Annotated in this window: 15 protein-coding genes, 1 other RNA gene and 1 pseudogene (1 of these 17 cut by a window edge); 16 read left to right on the top strand and 1 reads right to left on the bottom strand. The window is 55.6% G+C overall.

All coding sequences use genetic code 11. The features are described 5' to 3' along the window. The first annotated feature begins 1 nt into the window (after nt 1). The 3 genes and pseudogenes from KE531_08085 to KE531_08075 all read left to right on the top strand — a co-directional run bounded on the left by KE531_08085 (nt 2) and on the right by KE531_08075 (nt 5,706). Nucleotides 2-2,239, top strand: a complete 2,238-nt coding sequence (locus tag KE531_08085) for an SEL1-like repeat protein (GenBank protein ID MBR9953576.1) — start codon at nt 2-4, stop codon at nt 2,237-2,239. A gap of 98 nt (nt 2,240-2,337) precedes the next feature. After that, nucleotides 2,338-3,513, top strand: coding sequence for an NAD-dependent malic enzyme (locus tag KE531_08080; protein ID MBR9953575.1), 1,176 nt, complete (start codon nt 2,338-2,340; stop codon nt 3,511-3,513). A 1,830-nt stretch (nt 3,514-5,343) separates the two neighbouring features. Further along, nucleotides 5,344-5,706: pseudogene (locus KE531_08075) on the top strand (hypothetical protein). A 2-nt stretch (nt 5,707-5,708) separates the two neighbouring features. Here KE531_08075 and KE531_08070 read toward each other — a convergent pair. Further along, entirely contained in the window at nt 5,709-6,404 is a 696-nt protein-coding gene (locus tag KE531_08070) for an anaerobic ribonucleoside-triphosphate reductase activating protein (GenBank protein MBR9953574.1), read from the bottom strand. A 174-nt stretch (nt 6,405-6,578) separates the two neighbouring features. Here KE531_08070 and tadA point away from each other — a divergent pair, with 174 nt between their 5' ends. The 13 genes from tadA to KE531_08005 form a co-directional block, all read left to right on the top strand. Further along, nucleotides 6,579-7,085: a tRNA adenosine(34) deaminase TadA gene (tadA, locus tag KE531_08065; GenBank protein ID MBR9953573.1), complete on the top strand. Its 507-nt coding sequence runs from the start codon at nt 6,579-6,581 to the stop codon at nt 7,083-7,085. Between the two features lie 144 nt (nt 7,086-7,229). Further along, complete coding sequence (locus KE531_08060) at nt 7,230-7,619, top strand: BlaI/MecI/CopY family transcriptional regulator (GenBank protein ID MBR9953572.1); 390 nt, start codon at nt 7,230-7,232, stop codon at nt 7,617-7,619. A 1-nt stretch (nt 7,620) separates the two neighbouring features. After that, complete coding sequence (locus tag KE531_08055) at nt 7,621-9,381, top strand: hypothetical protein (protein MBR9953571.1); 1,761 nt, start codon at nt 7,621-7,623, stop codon at nt 9,379-9,381. A 296-nt stretch (nt 9,382-9,677) separates the two neighbouring features. Further along, on the top strand, nt 9,678-10,859 hold the full coding sequence (locus KE531_08050; GenBank protein ID MBR9953570.1) for an amidohydrolase: 1,182 nt from the start codon (nt 9,678-9,680) through the stop codon (nt 10,857-10,859). Continuing rightward, nucleotides 10,853-11,983, top strand: a complete 1,131-nt coding sequence (locus KE531_08045) for an amidohydrolase family protein (GenBank protein MBR9953569.1) — start codon at nt 10,853-10,855, stop codon at nt 11,981-11,983. The genes KE531_08050 and KE531_08045 overlap by 7 nt, the downstream gene beginning before the upstream one ends. Nucleotides 11,984-12,039: 56 nt before the next feature. Further along, nucleotides 12,040-12,301, top strand: an RNA gene (ffs, locus tag KE531_08040) — signal recognition particle sRNA large type. Nucleotides 12,302-12,371: 70 nt separating this feature from the next. Beyond that, nucleotides 12,372-13,865: a metallophosphoesterase gene (locus KE531_08035; protein ID MBR9953568.1), complete on the top strand. Its 1,494-nt coding sequence runs from the start codon at nt 12,372-12,374 to the stop codon at nt 13,863-13,865. A 184-nt stretch (nt 13,866-14,049) separates the two neighbouring features. Further along, nucleotides 14,050-15,132, top strand: coding sequence for a 6-phosphofructokinase (locus tag KE531_08030; GenBank protein MBR9953567.1), 1,083 nt, complete (start codon nt 14,050-14,052; stop codon nt 15,130-15,132). Between the two features lie 6 nt (nt 15,133-15,138). After that, entirely contained in the window at nt 15,139-16,878 is a 1,740-nt protein-coding gene (gene dnaX, locus KE531_08025) for a DNA polymerase III subunit gamma/tau (GenBank protein ID MBR9953566.1), read from the top strand. Nucleotides 16,879-16,897: 19 nt separating this feature from the next. Then, nucleotides 16,898-17,248 (top strand): YbaB/EbfC family nucleoid-associated protein, encoded by a 351-nt coding sequence (locus KE531_08020; protein MBR9953565.1) that lies wholly within the window; start codon nt 16,898-16,900, stop codon nt 17,246-17,248. Nucleotide 17,249: 1 nt separating this feature from the next. Next, a complete protein-coding gene (gene recR / locus KE531_08015) occupies nt 17,250-17,846 on the top strand; it encodes a recombination mediator RecR (GenBank protein MBR9953564.1) in 597 nt (198 codons plus the stop codon). 21 nt (nt 17,847-17,867) lie between these two features. Next, nucleotides 17,868-20,060, top strand: a complete 2,193-nt coding sequence (locus KE531_08010; GenBank protein ID MBR9953563.1) for a hypothetical protein — start codon at nt 17,868-17,870, stop codon at nt 20,058-20,060. Between the two features lie 77 nt (nt 20,061-20,137). Beyond that, on the top strand, nt 20,138-20,220 hold the start of the coding sequence (locus tag KE531_08005; protein MBR9953562.1) for an HAD family hydrolase. The gene runs 790 nt beyond the window's last position; only the first 83 of its 873 coding nucleotides appear in the window; its start codon is at nt 20,138-20,140; the stop codon falls past the right edge of the window.

The raw sequence follows: 20,220 nt of genomic DNA, 5'->3' as shown, positions 1-20,220 counted from the left end.
TATGATTTATCGCTGCAAAAAGGAAGACTGCGGCTGCATCGTGGAGCAGGACGAGGCGTTAGCTGCCTGCCCGCAGTGCGGCGGCATGGTGGAGAAAACAGAAGAAGGGGAGCTTAACGGCCGCGAGTGGACGGTGCTCGGGAATTTCTGGCTGGAAAAGGGAGGCCAGGAGGCAGACGCGCGCGGGCTTTTCTGCTACCGTCAGGCGGCCGCCAGGGGGAGCCTCTGGGGCATCTGCAACCTGGGCGGCTGCATGGAACAGGGAATCGGGACGAAGCCGGAGCCGAAGCAGGCCTTCTGGCTTTATGAACAGGCGGCCATGGAGGGCTACATCCCGGCCATCTACCGCCTCGGAAACTGTTTCCGCGACGGGATCGGAACGGCGAAGGACGAGGCGCGTGCCTTCGCCTGCTACCGGGATGCGGCCGAGGAAAACTATCCGAACGCCCAGTTTAAGCTTGCCCGCTGCTACCATGAAGGCATCGGGACGGAGCCGGACGATGAGCAGGCATTTTCCTGGTATCAGGCAGCGGCATGGCAGGGCTTTGTGCCGGCGCAGGTGATGCTCGGGCGTTTCTATGAATTCGGCGTCGGGCAGAAAAAGGATGAGTCCATGGCGGCCGCCTGGTATAAAAAAGCGGCTGAGGCCGGGGATGAGGAAGGCCAGTGCTCTTATGGCTGGTGCCTGGAGGCCGGAATCGGAGTGGAACAGGATCCCGAGGCGGCCGTTTTCTGGTACAGCCGTGCCGCGGCCCAGGGACATTTCCGCGGCATCTGCAACTGGGCCTCCTGCCTGGAAGTGGGATTTGGAACCGAAGAGGATCCGGAACAGGCGTTAAAGCTGTATCTCCAGGCAGCAGAAGCCGGTTCGGCCCGCGGCTTTGAGGAAGCCGGGCGCATGTATAAGGCCGGGATCGGCACGGAAAAGAATGAGGAGGAAGGCTTCCGCCTGGAACTGTGTGCGGCGGAACTTGGCTCTGCGTCGGCATTTTCGGCGCTGGGAAGAGACTGCGAGCTCGGCATCGGAACGGAGGCGGATCCCGGACGGGCGTTTTCCTATTATAAAATTGCGGCGGAAGGCGATTCCCCGTCCGGAATGTATCGGCTCGGACGCTGCTATGCACTGGGAATCGGGACGGAGGTTGATCCGGCCCTTGCGGCCGCCTGGTACGAAAAGTCCGCAAAAGCCGGCCATGTTGAGGCCATGTACAACATCGGCTATCGGTACGGCGTCGGCTCCGGCGTAAAAAAGGATCCCCAAAAGGGCTTCCGCTATTACATGCAGGCAGCCGGGCGGGGGTATGACCGGGCGCTTTTCGCTGTCGGAACCTGTTATGAATGGGGGCGCGGCGTTGCGGCGGATAAGAAAAAGGCCAGGGAGTATTATCAAAAGGCCGCAGATATGGACTATGCGCCGGCCATGTACAACCTGGGATGCAGCTATGACGGCGAAGATCCCGACGACGACCGGGAGAAGGCTGTTTACTGGTATAAAATGTCGGCAGACAGGAACCATCCGCCGGCCATGTACAACCTGGGCATATGCTTTCGGAAAGGCGAGGGCGTGCCGCAGTGTGCAGAAGAAGCCGTCTACTGGTACCGGAGAGGGGCCGGATGGGGCGATACAGGCTGTATGTTTGCGCTCGGAAGCATGATTGTCAGCGGGGAAACGGCGCCGCAGGACGGAGAGACGGCTCTCGGCTGGTTTTTAAAGGGCGCAAGGAAGGATGACATCGAATGTCTCGGCGGGATCGGATACCTTTATGAAAGAGGCTTTGATGTAGAAAGAAATATAAAGAAGGCAGTGCTCTGGTACCGGAGAGCGGCACGTCTCGGCCATCCATATTCCAAGGCACGGCTTGCGCGTCTGTACCTGAACGGAGATGACGACGAGGACAGGAAGCTGGCGCTGCCGCTTGCAAAGGAAGCCTCAGAAGGCGGTGAGCCGTTCGGCTCCTATCTTGTGGGCTGCTGTCTGGAATGCGGCATAGGGACGGAGAAAAACCTGACGGAAGCGAAGGAGTGGTACGAAAAGGCTGCGAAAAAGAACCAGGAGGACGCCTTGTACCGCCTGGCCCTGTGGAAGGCCAGAGGGATCCTGACGGAGAAAGACCCGGAGCATGCGTTAAAGCTTTGCGAGACGGCGCTCAAGCACCTGGAAAAAGCCTACGGCAATGATAAGCTGCAAGAAAAGCTTAAAGAACTGGAAAAGGAGATCCGGGAAGAGTTCAGGAAATAAAAGCGGGAAACGGCGGCCGCCCCATTCCATTTTGGAGGGGAGTTTGGTATAATAGTAAAAAATCTGCCGGAGTGCAGCCAGCAAAGGAGAGGAAAGCGATGAATTACAACGAAGAGGCATTAAAGCTCCATGAAGAGCATAAAGGAAAAATAGGGATCACCAGCAAAGTTCCGGTGAAGACCAGGGACGACTTAAGCACGGCCTACACGCCGGGCGTCGCGGAGCCGTGCCGGAAAATCCATGCTGATAAAAAGGACGTGTACCGCTACACGGCAAAGGGGAATCTGGTGGCTGTCGTGACAGACGGAACGGCTGTCCTCGGCCTTGGCGACATCGGCCCGGAGGCAGCCATGCCGGTCATGGAAGGAAAGGCGATCCTGTTTAAGGAATTCGGCGGCGTGGATGCGTTCCCGATCTGCCTGGATACAAAGGACACCGAGGAAATCATCAAGGCGGTGAAGTACCTGGCGCCCACCTTCGGCGGCGTGAATCTGGAAGACATCGCTTCCCCGAAATGCTTTGAGATCGAAGAACGGCTTGAAAAAGAGCTGGACATCCCGGTTTTCCATGATGATCAGCACGGCACGGCCATCGTCGTGACGGCGGCGCTCATCAATGCCTTAAAGGTGGTTGGAAAGAAGATGGAGGAGATCCATGTTGTTTTAAACGGCCCGGGCTCTGCGGGAACAGCCATCATTAAGATGCTTTTGGCAGCCGGTGTCAAGCACATCATCGCCTGCGATGAAAACGGCATCCTTTACAAAGACCGCGGCGTCGGCATCAAGGATCACAAGAAGATGCTCTGTGACATCACAAACGAGAACGACCTGCGCGGCGGCCTGGCAGAGGCTCTTGAGGGCGCGGACGTGTTCATCGGCGTTTCCGTGGCAGGCGCCCTGAAGCCGGAAATGATTCAGAAGATGGCAAAGGATCCCATCGTATTCGCCATGGCAAACCCGACGCCGGAAATCATGTACGACGAAGCCATGAAGGCAGGCGTCCATGTCATGGGTACCGGCCGTTCCGATTTCCCGAACCAGATCAACAACGTCCTGGCATTCCCGGGAATCTTCCGCGGCGCTTTAGACTGCGGCGCGCGTGACATCAACTACGACATGAAGGTGGCCGCGGCCTACGCCATCGCCGAGCTGGTGGAGCCGGAGAAGCTCTGCGAAGAGTACATCATCCCAGGCGCACTGGATCCAAGAGTAGCCGAGAATGTGGCAAAACGCGTTGCTGAGGCGGCCGTAAAATCCGGCGCAGTCAGGAAGTAGAAGAATACAAAAGAACAGGAATATTTTTTCACCCCTCTTGCATACAATGTTTAGCAGAGGGGTGAAAGTATGTCTGATTATAAGAGGTTGATCTCATATATTTATGAATACGAAGGAAAGACCAAAGGAAAGAACATCGGCTTTGTGAAGCTGGAGGCCAGGAACGGGCAGTGCCGGCTGAACGTGAATGTGAAAAAGGTCTATGTGGGCGGCAATGCCGTCGGCGTATTTCTGCTCGGAAAGGGGAACCAGGAAACATTTCTCGGAAACATTTTCATCCGTAACGGAGCCGGGGAGTTCCGCGCCTCGGTGGATGCAAGGAATGTGGAGGGAACCGGGAATGACCTGGATACATATTACGGGCTGACGATCCATGATGTGAAAAATTCCTGGCGTTCCTATACGACCATATGGGAGGACTCCGTGGCGCACATGGCGCAGGAGACGCTTCCGGGGACGGAAAAGAAGGATCCCCTCGAGGGGCAGGCCGTCTCCAGCGTGGTGAAGGAGATTGAACAGGAGATCGCCAGGGAAGAAAAGCGGAAAACAGAAGGAACAGACACAGAGCCGGAAGAAGATCTGAGGGCCCATGCAGCCGAGGTAGGGCTTGCGGTAAAATATCCCGAGAGCGGGACGCCAGCCATGGAAGAATATCCGCCGGGAGGCTTTGAACGCCAGCCCGGGCGCGGAAGCGGAGATGGGAATGTAATCGTAAATTTTCCCGGACGGACGTTTTCCCAACAGGGAAAGATGCCAGCGGCGCCGTCGGGCATGTTTTCGGGCCGCGGCCCGGAGCTGGTTTCCGGCATGGCGGATGAGGAGCTGCCGGGAACGGAGATACCGGCGGCGCCCCTGTCCCAGCAGCAGCCATTTCCCTGGAGAAATCAGCAGCCCGGGACGCCTCCCGGCGGCTTTGGCAGGCAGATGCGGCAGCCGGGATTTCCGGCCGGCCTGTCTTTTCTGAACCATTTCATGAACGGCCAGCCGCAGAATTTTGCCGGCCGGCCGGCGGCCGAACGGCAGGGACAGACGGGAGCAGCAGACAGCGCCGGAAGCCAGACAGCGCCGGAACAGCCGGCCGGGATCCAGAACGGGGATGCGGCTTCGTCAGCCAGTGGAATGGGCGGAAATCTGCGGGAAGCTGCGGTGATGCCAGCCGTTGGAGCGGGCAGGAACCTGGGGGAAGCTGCGGTGCCGACTTACGATGGAGCTGGCAGTACACCGGGCGGAAGTGCAGTTCCCTCTTCCGTCGGAGCAGACGGTACACCGGTCGGCGGTGCTGCTCCCTCTGCCGTCGGAGTTGGCGGCGATGTGGGAGGCGGACATACGCCGTCAGCCGCTATGGCTGCCCCGGACAGAACAGGCGGAATGCCGGAGACGGCCCCGCCTGCGGCTGAAGCAAAAACCGTACCAGAGACGGCAGGAACCGGCGGTTCTTCCGTGCGTACTGAAAACAGTTCGGTATCTGCCCCTTCCGTCGGGATCCGCTCGGAAGAAGCCGCGCCGGTCCCCGGCGCAGGCGCTGACCCCAAAAGCGTTCCACAGGGCGGGAACAGTGCCGCCATTGACCCCAATTTTTCGGGACAGACGGCTCCAGCGCAGGCACAGACGCAGATGCCGGAAAGCCAGTTCCCGCCGTCTGCGGCACGCGCTGAGGGAAATTCTGTGGTTACAGAGAATATGGCACAGGCTGCACCCGCGGAAGAAACTTCGCCGGACACGGCCGGGGAAGAAAGCCGTGCGCCGGAAGAGACAATGGTTTCGCCGGAACTGGAAAATGAAGAAGTGCTCAAATACCTCCGGGATACGGAGGAAACGGCGGCCAGCCCGGAAAAGCTGTGGCAGGAGCTCAGAAAAAGCTATCCGAAAATCCAGCCCTTCGACTATGACGACGGCTGCGAAATCCTGACAATCCGTCCCCAGGACATCGGCCGGCTCCCGAGGGAAACCTGGGTTTACGGCAACAACAGCTTTCTTCTCCACGGCTATTACAGCTTCCGCTACCTGATTTTAGTGCGCCTCGGAAATTCCAAAGGACGGCCGCGCTATCTTTTAGGCGTGCCCGGCCATTATTACAGCAATGAAAAATACATGGCTTCCATGTTTGGCTTCCCGAACTTTGTGCTGTCAAAAAAACAGCCGCCAAATGACGGCCGTTTCGGATACTGGTACACGGATGTGAGAATGGGATAAGGTTAGTAATCAATGCCGCGAAGCTCTGCATGGCCGACAAACGGCCGGACAATTTCCAGAAAGGAAAGCAGCTCTTCTTTCCCATAGCTTGTATAAACCGGGTTCAGGACATTGCCGGAATCCACAAAGTTTTGCAGATAGTAGGAGGGGCAGCCCTCGATCCACGGCCCGATCTTTTCAAAATCGGCGGCGGAGTGGAGCTCCCGCACGACGGTTGTGCGGAATTCGTAGGGCACAGTCCCCTGTTTTAGAAAATCGACGCTTTCCTCAATTTTTCCCATGTCAATGGACGGTACCCCGGCAACCTGCGGGTACCGTTCTTTGCATGTCTTGATGTCCATGGCCACGTAGTCCGCAAGGCCAGCGGCGCAGATTTCCTTTAACACCTGCGGCCGGCAGCCGTTGGTATCCAGCTTAATCTGGTAGCCGAGCCGCCGGACTTCTTCCATAAATGGAAGCAGATCCGGCTGGAGCGTCGGCTCACCGCCGGTGATGGCGACGCCTTCTAAAATCCCGCGGCGCCGTTTCAGGAAATCCAGCACCTCCGAATCGGTAAAGGCCGCAGGCGCGTCGTTTCCGAGAAGGTCACTGTTGTGGCAGAACGGGCAGCGGAAATTGCATCCGCCCGTAAAAATGGTGGCGGCCACATGGCCGGGAAAATCCAGAAGCGTTGTTTTTTGGAGTCCGCATATTTTCATAGAATGTTTCATTCCTTCCAGCGTGATTAGTTTTCAGGGACGCATCCGCCGCAGGCATGCGTTTCTTACAGTATAGACGCTTGGCAGCACAATGTAAAGCCCGGAAGGCGGCTTGCAGGCAGCGCGAAAGGATGCTAAAATAAGAAAGCAAATATACAGACGGAGGTTCGGCGGATGCCAGAGGAAAAATATATGCGGGAGGCGATCCGGCAGGCGAAAAAAGCGGCGGCTTTAAAGGAAGTCCCCATCGGCTGTGTGATCGTTCACGACGGGAAAATCATAGGGCGCGGATACAACAGGAGAACCATCGACGGGAATGTGCTGGCCCATGCAGAGATCATTGCCATCAGGAAGGCGTGCAGAAAAATCGGCGACTGGAGGCTGGAGGACTGCACGATGTATGTGACGTTGGAGCCATGTCCGATGTGCGCCGGAGCCATTGTGCAGGCCAGGATTCCGCGGGTGGTAATCGGCTGCATGAATCCGAAGGCGGGCTGTGCCGGTTCGGTGCTGGATCTGCTCCATGAAGACGGTTTCAATCACCAGGCGGAGACGGAAATCGGGCTTCTGGGTGAGGAGTGCTCCGCCATGCTTAAGGAGTTTTTTAAGGAGCTCCGGGCAGAGGGAAAGCGGAAGAAAGAGATGGAAAAAGAGGCTTGCGAAGCCTGTCAGAAAATGTAAGAAAGTGTTAAGATTTAAGTCCTTGCACCGTTTGGTCTATTATGATAGACTGAAACTGTACAAGGACTATTTTAATAGACCAATACCGGGGAACCCGGAATTTTACGATGCTGTGCTGCGAAAATAGCAGAAAGTGGGGATAAAATGGAGAGACTGAAACTGCACGAAGGAGAATTCCGGTTCATGGACCTGATCTGGGATGTGGAACCGGTGCGTTCTACGGAGCTTGCGAAGCTGGCTCTGGAAAAGCTGGAATGGAAAAAGTCCACATGCTATACGGTGCTTAAAAAGCTGGAGGAAAAGGGCTTTGTAAAGAATGAGAATGCCGTCGTTACCTCCCTTGTGGACAGGGAACAGGTAGGGAAATACGAATGCGAGATCCTGATAGAGAAAAGCTTTGGCGGCTCTCTGCCGGCCTTTCTCAACGCATTTTTAAAGGACAGGAAACTGAGCCGGCGGGAGGCGGAGGCCATTTACCGGCTTGTGGAACAGGCATTGCCCGAAGAGGAACAGGATAAGGGAAAGGAGACATAGGATGAGCGGGGTATTGGCAGGGAAATTGTTTGGCATGACTGCGGCGGGAAGTGTGATGATACTTCTGACGCTTATTTTGCGGCCTCTTTTTAAGCAGCTTCCAAAGCGGTATTTCTGTGTTTTGTGGCTGTTTGCGATGGTTCGCCTTTTATGGCCGTTTACGTTCGCGTCCCCGGCTTCGCTTCTGCCGGTAAATCCGGAGCCGCTTGTGCAGGCGGAGTATGGGGGAAATACGGTAACGTATCTGGACACGGGGATTTCCGCTATCGACCGGCGCGTGAATGTGATGCTGGTGCCGTCTGCGGCGCAGGGGGAAGCTGCGGGGCACGCGGCGTTTTTCCAGGCTCTCCCTGGGATTTTTACGGCCGTCTGGCTGGCCGGACTGGCGCTGTTTCTCGGCTTTCACGGATTCCGGTACATAAAACTGATGAGACAGTTAAAATGTGCTGTCCCGGGCGACGGCGGCGCATATTATGCGGAAGAACTGGCGTCGCCGGTGACGGCAGGCCTTATACGGCCGAAAATTTTTCTTCCGGAGTATCTTCTTTCCGGGGAATATAAAGCGGAGAGGGAGATGATCCTGGCCCATGAGAGAGCCCATATCCGGCGCGGCGATCCGCTTTGGAAGGCGTTCTCCTTCCTGGCTCTTTCTGTCCACTGGTTCAATCCGCTTGTCTGGCTGATGTTTGTCCTGTTCGGGCGCGATCTGGAAATGGCCTGCGATGAAGCAGTAATCGGGACATTGGGGGAAAACAGGAAGAAAGAATACTCCATGGCGCTTCTTAAGTTTTCCGTCAGGAGAAGCGGGCTTGGCCTGCCCCTGGCCTTTGGAGAGAGTAGCACGGAGTCGAGAATCCGGAACATTTTAAAATATAGCCGGCCGAAGAAATGGATCTGCCTGGCTGCCGTCCTCCTTTTGGGAGCGGCTGCCGTGACGCTTTTGACGGATCCGTTAAGGCCGGAACAGGAAGGAGCCGGAAGTATGACAGGAGAAGAATCCAACGTCAGCATCATTGGGGGAGCCGATGGCCCCACCTCAATTTTTCTTGCTGGAAAAACAGATGGAACAGGAGACGAGGGGATCAGCATCATCGGGGGCGCCGACGGCCCCACCTCGATTTTTGTTGCCGGGAAAGTAGGGGAAGGCGGAGAAGAAGACGGTGTGCCGGCGGCCCATATTGACCTGGAGGCGGCCGGGGATACGCCCATCGGTGAGTACGCGGAGCTGGATTATGTGAGCGCTGGAAAAATTGCCCTCCATGGAAACTTCGGCTATCTGAGCTTTCAGATAACGGAAGGAACCGGGGAACCCGGGGCAGAGCTTTTAAGCGCCGTCACGCTTGAAGAGACAGGTGGCCTCGTCATGGCCGGCGATGCCTATACAGGGGTATTTGCCGGGGAAAGCGGGACGATTATTATCCCGGAAATTTATTCGGAGACGCCGGCGGAAAAAGCCTTGTACATCTATGATGAAGCACAGGATCGGGTTTATGAGGTGTCCCAGGTTTCCGGGGACATGCTGGAGACCATGACGCAGATTAGCGATGCCCCGGCCCAGTTAGAGCTATATCATGAGCTTTTAGAACTGTTCCTGTCGGAGGAAAGCGGCCGGATTTATTATGGCCCGACGGAAATTGCGGAGTACGACACCAATACGTACGGCTTCCTTGCCGCCGACGGAGAGAACTTAAGCAGCCTCTGGTACGGAATCTGGAACAGGGATCTGAAGGAGATCAGAAAGATCCCGCTCTTTTCAGAATAAACCGGAGACAAATCCCTCCCAGCGTTTGCTTTGTGAAGGCGGGAATGGTATAATAACCGCAGAGCGGTTATTATACCGGCGCATACCGGTTTCCGCGCCCGCCGCGGAAAGCCGGGCGCTAAATTCCGCCGGAGGCTCTATGGCCGTGAAACGGACATAGAATAATAGCCGCAGAGCGGTTATTATACCGGCGCATACCGGTTTCCGCGCCCGCCGCGGAAAGCCGGGCGCTAAGTTCCGCCGGAGGCGGCGGCGCCCACAGCGCCGCCGCCAATTCACAGCAAAGGAGAGGGTATATGTTAATCATCAAGAACTGCAATCTGATCACCATGGCCGGAATATACAAAGAGCATTACGACGTGGCGATAGAAGAGGGGAAATTTGCCAGAATTGAAAAAAATCTCACGCCGGCGCCAGGCGATCAGGTGGTGGATGCCGGAGGAAAGCTTGTGACTCCAGGCTTTATCGAACCGCACTGCCACCTCGGAATGTTAAGCAGCGCCGGGGAGGACGGGAATGAAAAGACAGACCCGATCCATCCGGAACTGCGCGCCATCGACGCCATCGACTTTCACTCCGAAACCTTCACACAGGCGCTTCACGCAGGCGTGACGACCCTGGCTGTCGGGCCGGGAAGCTCGAATCTGATGGGCGGCACCTTTGTCTTCATAAAATCCGCCGGAGAAACGCTGAAGGAGCGGATTATCAGGGAAGAAGGCGCCCTGAAAATGGCGCTGGGCGAAAATCCGCGCTTAAATTACAGCAGGCGGAACCAGACGCCGACCACGCGGATGGGATCGGCGGCCCTGATGCGCCAGACTCTTTACCGGGCGAAGGAATACCGGGAAAAATGGCTGGCCCACCAGGAAAAACTGGAACGGGGAGAAGAGAGTACGTTCCATTTTGATCTGGCGATGCATTCGCTGATGCGCGCCTTTGACGGCATGCTGGTGAAGATCCATGCCCACCAGGCGAACGATATCCTGACTGCAATCCGGATCGCAGAGGAGTTCGGGCTGAACCTCAGCATCGAGCACTGTACCGAGGGCTGGATGATGACGGATACGTTAAAGGAGGCCGGCGCCCACTACATTTTAGGCCCCACCATCGGCGGGAAAAGCAAACTGGAGGTACAGAACAAACGGTATGATGCACCTGCGCTGCTGGAACAGGCCGGAATTGAATTTACGCTGACGACGGATTCCCATGTGATTCCGATGGAAGGTTTTCTGCCCCAGGTGGCAATCCTGATCGCAAACGGGCTGTCAGAGGAGACGGCGTACCGCTGTGTGACAATCTATGCGGCGAAAGCCCTGGATCTCGGAGACGAGCTCGGCAGCATTGAGCCTGGAAAAACGGCAGACCTCGTCGTCTGGGCCGTGGATCCGTTTGAGACAGGCGGAAAACCGGAGACAGTCGTCATCAACGGAAAGATTGTGTACCAGAGGACGGAAGCAGGGGAGGAAACCATATGCTGATTCAGAATTGTTTGCTGATCGACGGAGCGGAAATATTTGAGAAGAAAAAAGATATCCGGATTCTGGACGGAAAAATCTTTCAGGTGGAAGACTGCCTGACGCCGGAGAATGGGGAAGAAATTATAGATGCCGGAGGCGCCGTTGTGACGCCTGGATTCGTGGAAGGAAACTGCCAGCTTGGCATCACGAGCCAGGTTCACCGCTTTGAAGAAGCGGATGCCAACGATGCAAGGCCGGTGATGCCGGAGATGCGGGCGTACGACGCTTTGAATTTTGCAGACGAGGGCTTTGAGATGGCTGTGAGCGGCGGCGTTACCTGCGCCGTAACAGGGCCGGGAAATGAAAATCTGATCGGAGGCACCTGTGCGGCCGTAAAGACGGCCGGCGATAATCTGGAGAAGCGGATTGTAGTGCCGGAGATTGCCTACCGTTTCGTGTTCACCAATGCGCCGAGAAAGAAATTCGGCGCCAAGGGAAAGAGCCCGGAGACGAGAATGGCCAGTGCAGCCATGATCCGCGAGGCATTATTCCAGGCGCAGGAATACCACCGGAAGGAAAAGGCCGGGGAAAAGCAGGAATACCGGATGGAGCTTGATGCCCTGGCGCGGGTTTTTGATGGAATGCCGGTGCAGATGGTGGCCATGAAGGCCAATGACATGGAGGCTGCCGTGCGGATCGGCGAGGAATTCGGCCTCAACTATATTCTGGTGATGGCTTACGACGCCCTGACTGTCTGCGAGGATCTTCAGAGAAAGGACTTCAAATTTATCATCGGGCCGTTATACGGACTCTCTTTCTCCGCCGAGGCGGCAGGAAAGGATCTGGCCCTTGGGGCGCGGATGGAAAAAGCAGGCATTCATCCGGCCATCGCAACGGGTCATCCGTCTATCTCCGAGGATTTGATCCGGATGCAGCTTGCCCTGATGGTTGACCGTGGACTCGGAAGAGAGGAAGCCATCAAAGGCGTGACGGCATATCCGGCAAAATATTACGGCCTGGATTTCAGAATCGGAACCCTGGAGCCGGGAAAAGATGCGGATCTCGTGATTTGGAACGGTGATCCGATTTCCTATTCCGGAAGTGTGGGAACCATGCTGATTGACGGAAAAAAGGTTTTTCCCTAAAAGCCGCGGAGCGGAAACCTTGACAAAACAGACTCTGTCATATATACTAAACTAATCCGTACAGCCGGGGAGTTAGCGGTGCCCTGTACCTGCAATCCGCTAGAGCAGGGGTGATATTCTGCCTAGGGTGACTCGCTGTGGAGCTGCCCCTGGTAAGCGGCGTTGACGTTTTGGTCTTACGCAATGGGAATCTCTGAACCGTGTCAGGGCAGGAATGCAGCAGCACTAAGGGGAACCTCTCATGTGCCGTGAGGGTGCCGGGACTGAGCTGGCTGCCAGGGTAACGTCTATGGCGACCACTCGAAGCAGAATGTACGGATTTTAAATTTGCAGAAACTTTAATAAGGCAGAGAAATGAATAAAGAGAAGAACAGAGGGGTGCGGTGATATGTGGAAAAGGATCATACTTTTGCTCGCACTCCTTTTTGCATTATTTGGCGTGGTGTTTGTGCTGCCGCGGGCGCTTGAAAGGGGAGTAAGCCCGACGGGAACCACGGCGGAAACGCCGGCAGAGCTTCCGACGGAGTCCATGGAAGAGTCGTCCTTTCCCCATGAGACCGTGGAGACGGAGCGGGAGACGACGCAGCCGGAAACAGAATATTATCCGGGAGAGCCGGTGGTTCGGGAGAAGGTGCCGTCAAACCTGATTTTTGCATCGGATATCCACTACATGTCCCAGTCCCTGACGGATTACGGCCAGGCCTTCAATGAGCTTGTGGACAACGGAGACGGAAAAGTCGTCCGCTATATGCCGCAGATCTGGCAGGCTTTTGCGGCGGAGGTCACAGCAGCCGCACCGGATGCGCTGGTGCTCTCCGGGGATTTGACCTTAAACGGGGAAAAAGTGAACCATGAGGAGCTGGCTGCCCTTTTGGGCCAGATTGAGGCTGCCGGAGTCCAGGTTCTTGTGATTCCTGGGAACCATGACATCAATAACCCTTATGCCACCTCGTATTTCGGAGAGAAACAGAGCTTTGTGGAACAGGTGACGCCGGAAGAGTTCCGCCGGATTTACGGCCCATACGGCTACGACGAGGCAGTAAGCCATGCGCCGGATTCCTTAAGCTACCTCTACATATTGAATGATACCACCTGGATGATGATGTTGGACACCTGCATCTATGACCCGTTCAACGAAGTGGGCGGAATCCTCAATGACGGAACAGTGGAATGGATGGAACAGTGCCTGCGGAGCGCCTACGAACAGGGAATTACCGTGATTCCTGTGGGGCACCATAACCTTCAGGAGTTAAGCCGCGTCTATGTGGATGAGTGCGTCATCGAAAATTACGAAGACGTGATGCACATTTTGGAAAAATACCTGACGCCGGCGTATTTCAGCGGCCATCTCCATGTCCAGAGAATCCAGAAACACATCACGGAGCCGGGCGTGGCCGACAATGTGTACGGGATTTATGAGGTTGTCAGCAATTCGCTGATTATTCCGCCCTGCCAGTACGGAAGCCTTTCCTTGGCGGCGGACGGAAGCATGAGCTATCACACGAGAAACACGGATATTTCCGCCTGGGCGGCGGCAAACGGGGAGACGAATCCTGATCTTCTGGATTTTTCGACCTTCAGCAACGTATATCTCAGGAATGTGATCAGCCACCAGACATACAGGGCCATCGAGGATATCCCGGACGAGCTGCGGAGCAAGCTGGCAGATTTTTATGCGGATCTGTATCAGGACTACTACGCCGGCCGGAAGATTGACTATGAGGCGAAGCTCAAGGAGGAGGGGTACCGTCTCTGGGACCGCTTCATGAATCCAAGTATCCAGTTCCGCCAGGTGGAGGGCATGATGAAGGACAGCATGGCGGAAAACAACAACGCGGAGATTCCAAATCCCATTTTTCAGGTAAGGGAATCACATCCATAAACTCCGGAAAATGGAAAAAATGCCGGAAAAACAGGAAGAGAGGGTGCACGGGGACGCAAATTTTCCTTGCCCCTCTCTTTCCTTTGTATTATAATTACAAAATGATGGTGGGGACAAGGGGGATTTTGTCCCCTGATGATATGGGCGAAGAACGAAAATGGGTCTTCGGGAAAGGACATGGCATATGAAAAGAGTAGGATTTCTGACAAGCGGCGGAGACTGCCAGGCTCTCAATGCAACCATGCGCGGCGTGGCAAAAGGATTATACCAGTTATATGGAGATGAAGTGGAAATCATCGGATTTGAAGACGGCTACAAGGGACTCATGTATGCCAACTACCGCGTGATGAACCGGTCCGATTTCTCCGGGATCCTGACAAAAGGCGGGACGATGCTCGGTACTTCGAGGCAGCCGTTTAAGCTCATGCGCGTGCCGGATGAAAACGGATTGGATAAGGTGGAGCTGATGCGCCATACTTATTATAAGCTGAAACTGGATGCCCTCGTCGTCCTCGGCGGAAACGGGAGCCAGAAGACGGCAAACCTGTTAAGCCAGGAGGGCTTAAACGTCATCGGGCTTCCGAAGACCATCGACAACGACCTCTGGGGAACGGACATGACCTTCGGCTTCCAGAGCGCCGTGGATATTGCGACAAACGCCATCGACTGCATCCACACGACGGCTGCCTCCCATGGCCGCGTGTTTATCGTGGAAATCATGGGACATAAGGTCGGCTGGCTGACGCTGCACGCAGGAATTGCAGGCGGCGCAGACATCATCCTTCTTCCGGAAATCCCTTACGATTTAAAGAAAGTCGTAAAAAAGATCAAGGAACGCACGAAGGGCGGAAGCCGGTTCTCCATCCTTGCCGTGGCGGAGGGCGCCATTTCCAAGGAAGAGGCGGCCATGTCAAAGAAAGAGTTTAAGAAGCACATGGAGGAAAAGGCGGCCAAATATCCGTCCGTCGCCTACGAGCTTGGCGCAAAGATCCAGGAGATGACCGGCCAGGAAATCCGTGTGACAGTGCCGGGCCACATGCAGCGCGGCGGCGCTCCGGTGCCGTATGACCGTGTAATTTCCTCGCGGATCGGCGCCCATGGGGCAGAGCTCATCGACCAGGGAAAATTCGGACGTCTCGTAGTCGTAAAAAATAATGTGATTACAGATATTCCGCTGGAGGAGACGGCCGGGAAGCTAAAGACCGTTGATCCGAAGGCTGATGTTATAAAAGAAGCCAAGCTCCTCGGGATCAGCTTTGGAGACTGATAATTTATGTCATATACAGCGTTATACCGGAAATGGCGGCCGCAGACGTTTGCGGATGTAAAGGGCCAGGACCATATCGTTACAACCTTACAGAACCAGATTCTTTCCCAGAGAATCGGCCATGCCTACCTGTTCTGCGGTACACGCGGAACAGGCAAGACGTCTGTGGCGAAAATTTTTGCCAGGGCGGTAAACTGCGAGCATCCCGTGGACGGGAGCCCCTGCGGCGAATGTCCCAGCTGCAAACAGATTGCGGCCGGAACCTCCTTAAACGTGGTGGAAATTGATGCGGCGTCCAACAACGGCGTCGAAAACATCCGGGAAATCCGGGAGCAGGTTCAGTATCCGCCGACGGAAGGCGCCTACCGTGTCTATATCATCGACGAGGTTCACATGCTCTCAACGGGGGCTTTCAACGCCCTTTTAAAGACACTGGAGGAGCCTCCGTCTTATGTGATATTCATCCTTGCGACGACCGAGGTTCACAAGATTCCGATCACAGTGCTTTCCAGGTGTCAGAGGTATGATTTCAGAAGGATTACCGTGGATACCATCGCTGACCGTCTGAAAGAGCTGACGGATGCGGAAGGGATGCCTGTGGAAGAGAAAGCGCTCCGGTATGTGGCGAAGGCCGGGGACGGTTCCATGCGAGACGCCTTAAGCCTTCTCGACCAGTGCGCGGCCTTCCATTTTGGGGAAACTCTGACGTATGAGCATGTTTTGGACGTCCTGGGTGCCGTGGACAACAGCGTGTTCCGGGAGCTTTTCCGGGCTGTCCTGGAAAATCGGACGAAGGACTGTATCATGAAGCTGGAGGAAATGGTGATCCAGGGGCGCGAGCTCTCCCAGTTCGTCGTGGATTTTATCTGGTTTTTACGGAACCTTCTGCTTTTAAAGACGGCCGACGAAGCGGAAGACCTTCTTGATATGTCGGAGGACAATTTAAAACAGCTCCGCGAGGACGCGGCTCTGGCCGATGAAAACACGCTGATGCGGTACATCCGGGTATTTTCCGAGCTTTCCAGCCAGATCCGGTTTGCCAGCCAGAAGCGGGTCATGATCGAGCTGGCGTTAATCAAGCTTACGCGCCCGCAGATGGAACAGAGCATGGATTCCGTGCTGGAGCGGCTGGAACAGATTGAAAAACAGCTTGCGGATGGTGCCTTTTATGCAGGCGCATCCGGCGCATATCCGGCGGCCGGAAACGGCGCCCCAGCCCCAGGCTTTTCCGGCACAGAGGGAGCTGGAGCGGCTGCGGCCGGCATGGGAGCCCAGTCCGGAAATGCCGGATTTTCAGGCGCGGCGCAGGCTCCGTCTGAGGCAGCAGCTTTTGCCCCGGGAGATATCGCGCCAGGCGGCTATCCGGCTGCGGGCGTTCCGGTGCCGGAGCCGAAAACCGTGAGCCTTCCGAAGGCTCAGCTTGAGGACCTGAACCTCATAAGAAATGAATGGGGAAAGATTGTAAAGGAACTGGGCATGTCCATACGCCCGAGCTTTCGGGAGACGGTGGTGGAGCCGTCGGGCGAAAGCTGCCTCTGCATCGTTTTTAACGATCCGATGAACTTTACCATCGGGAGCCGTCCCGTGATTCTCGGCGATTTGGAGCGGTACGTGGAAAAAACCTACGGGAAATCCATGTATTTTAAGGCCAGGCTGCGGGAGACCGGCGAGCGTCTGGATACGCGCTATATCAGCGATGAAGAATTAAGAGAGAATATCCATATGGATATCACAATAGAAGATTGATTTTCAGGAGGAATACACCATGGCAAAACGTGGCGGTTTTCCAGGCGGAATGCCTGGCAATATGACAAATCTGATGAAACAGGCGCAGAGAATGCAGCGCCAGATGGAAGAGAAGACAAAAGAGCTTGAGGAAAAGGAATATACGGCAGCAGCCGGCGGAGGAGCCGTTTCCGTGACGGTTTCCGGGAAAAAGGAAGTCCTTTCCGTCAAGATTTCCCCGGAGGCAGTGGATCCCGATGATGTGGAGATGTTGGAGGACATGATCGTGGCTGCCGTCAATGAGGCGTTTCATAAGATGGAAGAGGACAGCAGCGCTGTTATGGCAGAGCTGACCGGCGGCCTTGGCGGCCTGGGAGGGCTTTCTTTCTAATATGGATTATTACAGCAGTCAGATTTCCAAACTCATCGAGGAGCTGTCAAAGCTCCCCGGCATTGGGAGCAAGACGGCACAGCGGCTGGCTTTCCATATCATCAACATGCCGGAGGAACAGGTGGACCGTCTGGCCGGCTCTATCCGGGATGCGAAGCACAATGTCCACTACTGCAAAGAGTGCTTTACGCTGACAGACCGGGAAATCTGCCCGATCTGTGCGAGCCCGGGGCGCGATCATGGCGTCATCATGGTGGTGGAGAACCCCAGGGATTTGGCGGCATACGAAAAGACCGGGAAATTCGAGGGCGTCTATCATGTCCTCCACGGGGCAATTTCCCCTATGCTCGGGATCGGGCCGAATGACATTAAATTGAAGGAACTGATGGCAAGGCTCCAGAAGGATGTGAAGGAGGTCATCATTGCGACCAATTCCAGCCTCGAAGGAGAGACAACGGCCATGTACATAAGCAAACTGATTAAGCCGACGGGAATCAAGGTGACGCGTATCGCAAGCGGCGTCCCGGTCGGCGGCGATCTGGAGTACATCGACGAGGTGACGCTTCTGCGTGCGCTGGAAGGCCGGGTAGAGCTCTAAAAAGTAGGAGATGCGAAAGAAATGGATAAGTACGAGTTTAACATCAAGGTTGAACAGATTAAGAAACTGGTAAACCGGGGAGACTATGATACGGCGATGAAAATTGCCGATACCATCGACTGGCGCCGCGTGCGGAACGCGAGCCTGCTCTCCATGATTGCACAGATATACGAGAAAAACGAGGAATACCAGGAGGCGAAGGACATTCTTCTCCTGGCCTTTGAGCGCGCGCCCATCGGAAAGCGGCTTCTCTATAAACTGGCGGATCTGGCGTTAAAGGAAGGCAATGTTTCGGAGGCGGAGGCCTATTACAGAGAGTTCTGCGACCTGGCGCCGGAGGACTCCAGGCAGTACCTTTTACGGTACCTCATCCTGAAAGCGAAGGATGCGCCGGTGGATCAGCTCATCCGTGCGCTGGAAACATATACAGCCACTGAGGTGGAAGAAAAATGGATTTATGAGCTGGCGGAGCTGTATCATGCGGCAGGAATGGAGGACGCATGCGTCCGTACCTGCGATAAAATCATGCTGCTGTTCGGCCTTGGAAAGTATGTAGACAAGGCCATGGATTTGAAGCTCCAGTATGCGCCGCTCAACAAGTATCAGATGGATCTTGTGGAAAACCGCGACAAATATGAGGCAAAGCTGCGGGCCGTCGAGGAAGAGTACAGCGGTGCCGGCCCGGAATTTGACGAGTACGAGGAAACCAGGAGCCAGGCGAGGAAGGCATCCGAGGACGAGCTTGTGATGAAGGTTCATGAGGATGTCCAGACGGAAAAGCTTGCACGGGAGATGTCCAAAATTTCTGAGGATGACATGAGGACAGCCGAGGTGGAGGACGATATGGATGCCACAAGGCCGCTAGCAGATATTAAATCCATCCGGGACATTAAGCCGACAAAGCGCGTGCTGGAGGTGGCCGCAGAGCGCGACCAGGAGGAAGTGCGCGAGATCGAAAGACAGCGTGAGGCTATCCGCGCCGCAAAGGAGCGGGAAGAAATGGAAGAAGAAGCGCTGCGCCGCATGGAGGAAGAGCGGGAGGCCGCCCGCCGCGCCGAAGAAGAGCGCCGTGCCAGAAAGCAGGCGGAGATTGACAGGGAGCGTTCCGTCCGGAAAGGGATTCATGTGGCTGCGCCGGAAGAGGATCTGGAGGTGGAGTCGTTGGACGAAGCTCTGGATGTCAACAACCTGATGATTGAGGCGGCCTCGGAGGAACGCGGACTTTCCCTGGCCTTAGAAGCGTTGAAACAGATCCACAGGGAGCTTGGCTACAAGAATCCTGTTGCGAAAATCAGCAGCGAGAAGTTAAATAAGCGCGGAATCAGCCAGGTGGCGGAAAAGCTGGCCGGAAAGGATCTCATCATCGAGCATGCGGCTGACCTGACAGACGCTGTCCAGAACGAGCTGGATGAGCTGATGGAGCGGGATAAGTCCGGCATGATTGTGGTTCTTATCGACACGCCGAAGAATCTGGAATATCTCCATGGACATAACGCGTCCCTGGCCAGCAAGTTCCAGTATATCGGCGCCGACAGCCGTGCCCAGGAGCAGATTTTAACGGAAGCAGCCGTGGAAGAGGCGCTTAAAAAGGAAACGGAGACCCAGGAGAACATCGCAAAGGAAGTCGTGAAGCCGGCGCCGAAGCAGGAGACGGAGGAGAGCCGTCCGGAGAAACCGGCCGCTGTCCGTCAGACGCCGCCTGCAAAAAAGGCCAGCGCAGAGGAAGACGAGGAAGAAGAAATTCCGGTGCGGAGAAAGGCTGTCAAAGAGGAACCGGCTGAGGAAAAACGGCCGAAGCGCGCCGCCATGCCGGGCCGGGAGTTAGAGGAGCCGGCCGTAACGGATGAGGAAGATGACCTCGAGAGAGAAGAGGATTACCAGAGAGACCGCGAACCGGCGGAGGATGTGGTGCCTGGCGACTTCGACGATGAAACAGAGATGGATCTCGATGAATTTGCACAGTATTGCTGCAAATATGCGTCGGAGATTGATTGCAGCATAACAGGCAAGAGCCTTCTGGCCCTTTATGAGCGGATTGAAATGATGGAAGAAGACGGCATCCCGCTCACGAAAAGGGAAGCCGTGGATCTGATCGAGGAGGCGGCCGATAAGGCAGAAAAACCGTCTCTCGGAAAGAAAATTACGGGCTTGTTCTCTCCGAAGTACGATAAAGAGGGGCTCTTGATCCTTCATGAAGATAATTTCTTCGATTAAATGGTTACATTACATAAGGAGAGCTGCTGCATGGATTGCGGCAGCTTTCTCTGGTTAGAGCGAAAGGGAATACGCTTATGGATATCAGACTGATTGCCACGGATCTCGACGGGACGCTTCTGGATGAGGAAAAGAAGGTGCCCGAGGAGAACATGGCCAT

This window comes from Eubacteriaceae bacterium Marseille-Q4139 (assembly GCA_018223415.1).
Taxonomy (GTDB): Bacteria; Bacillota; Clostridia; order Lachnospirales; family Lachnospiraceae; genus CABSIM01.
Note: the sequence above shows the minus strand (reverse complement) of the source record. Positions and strands in the feature narration are given on the sequence as shown.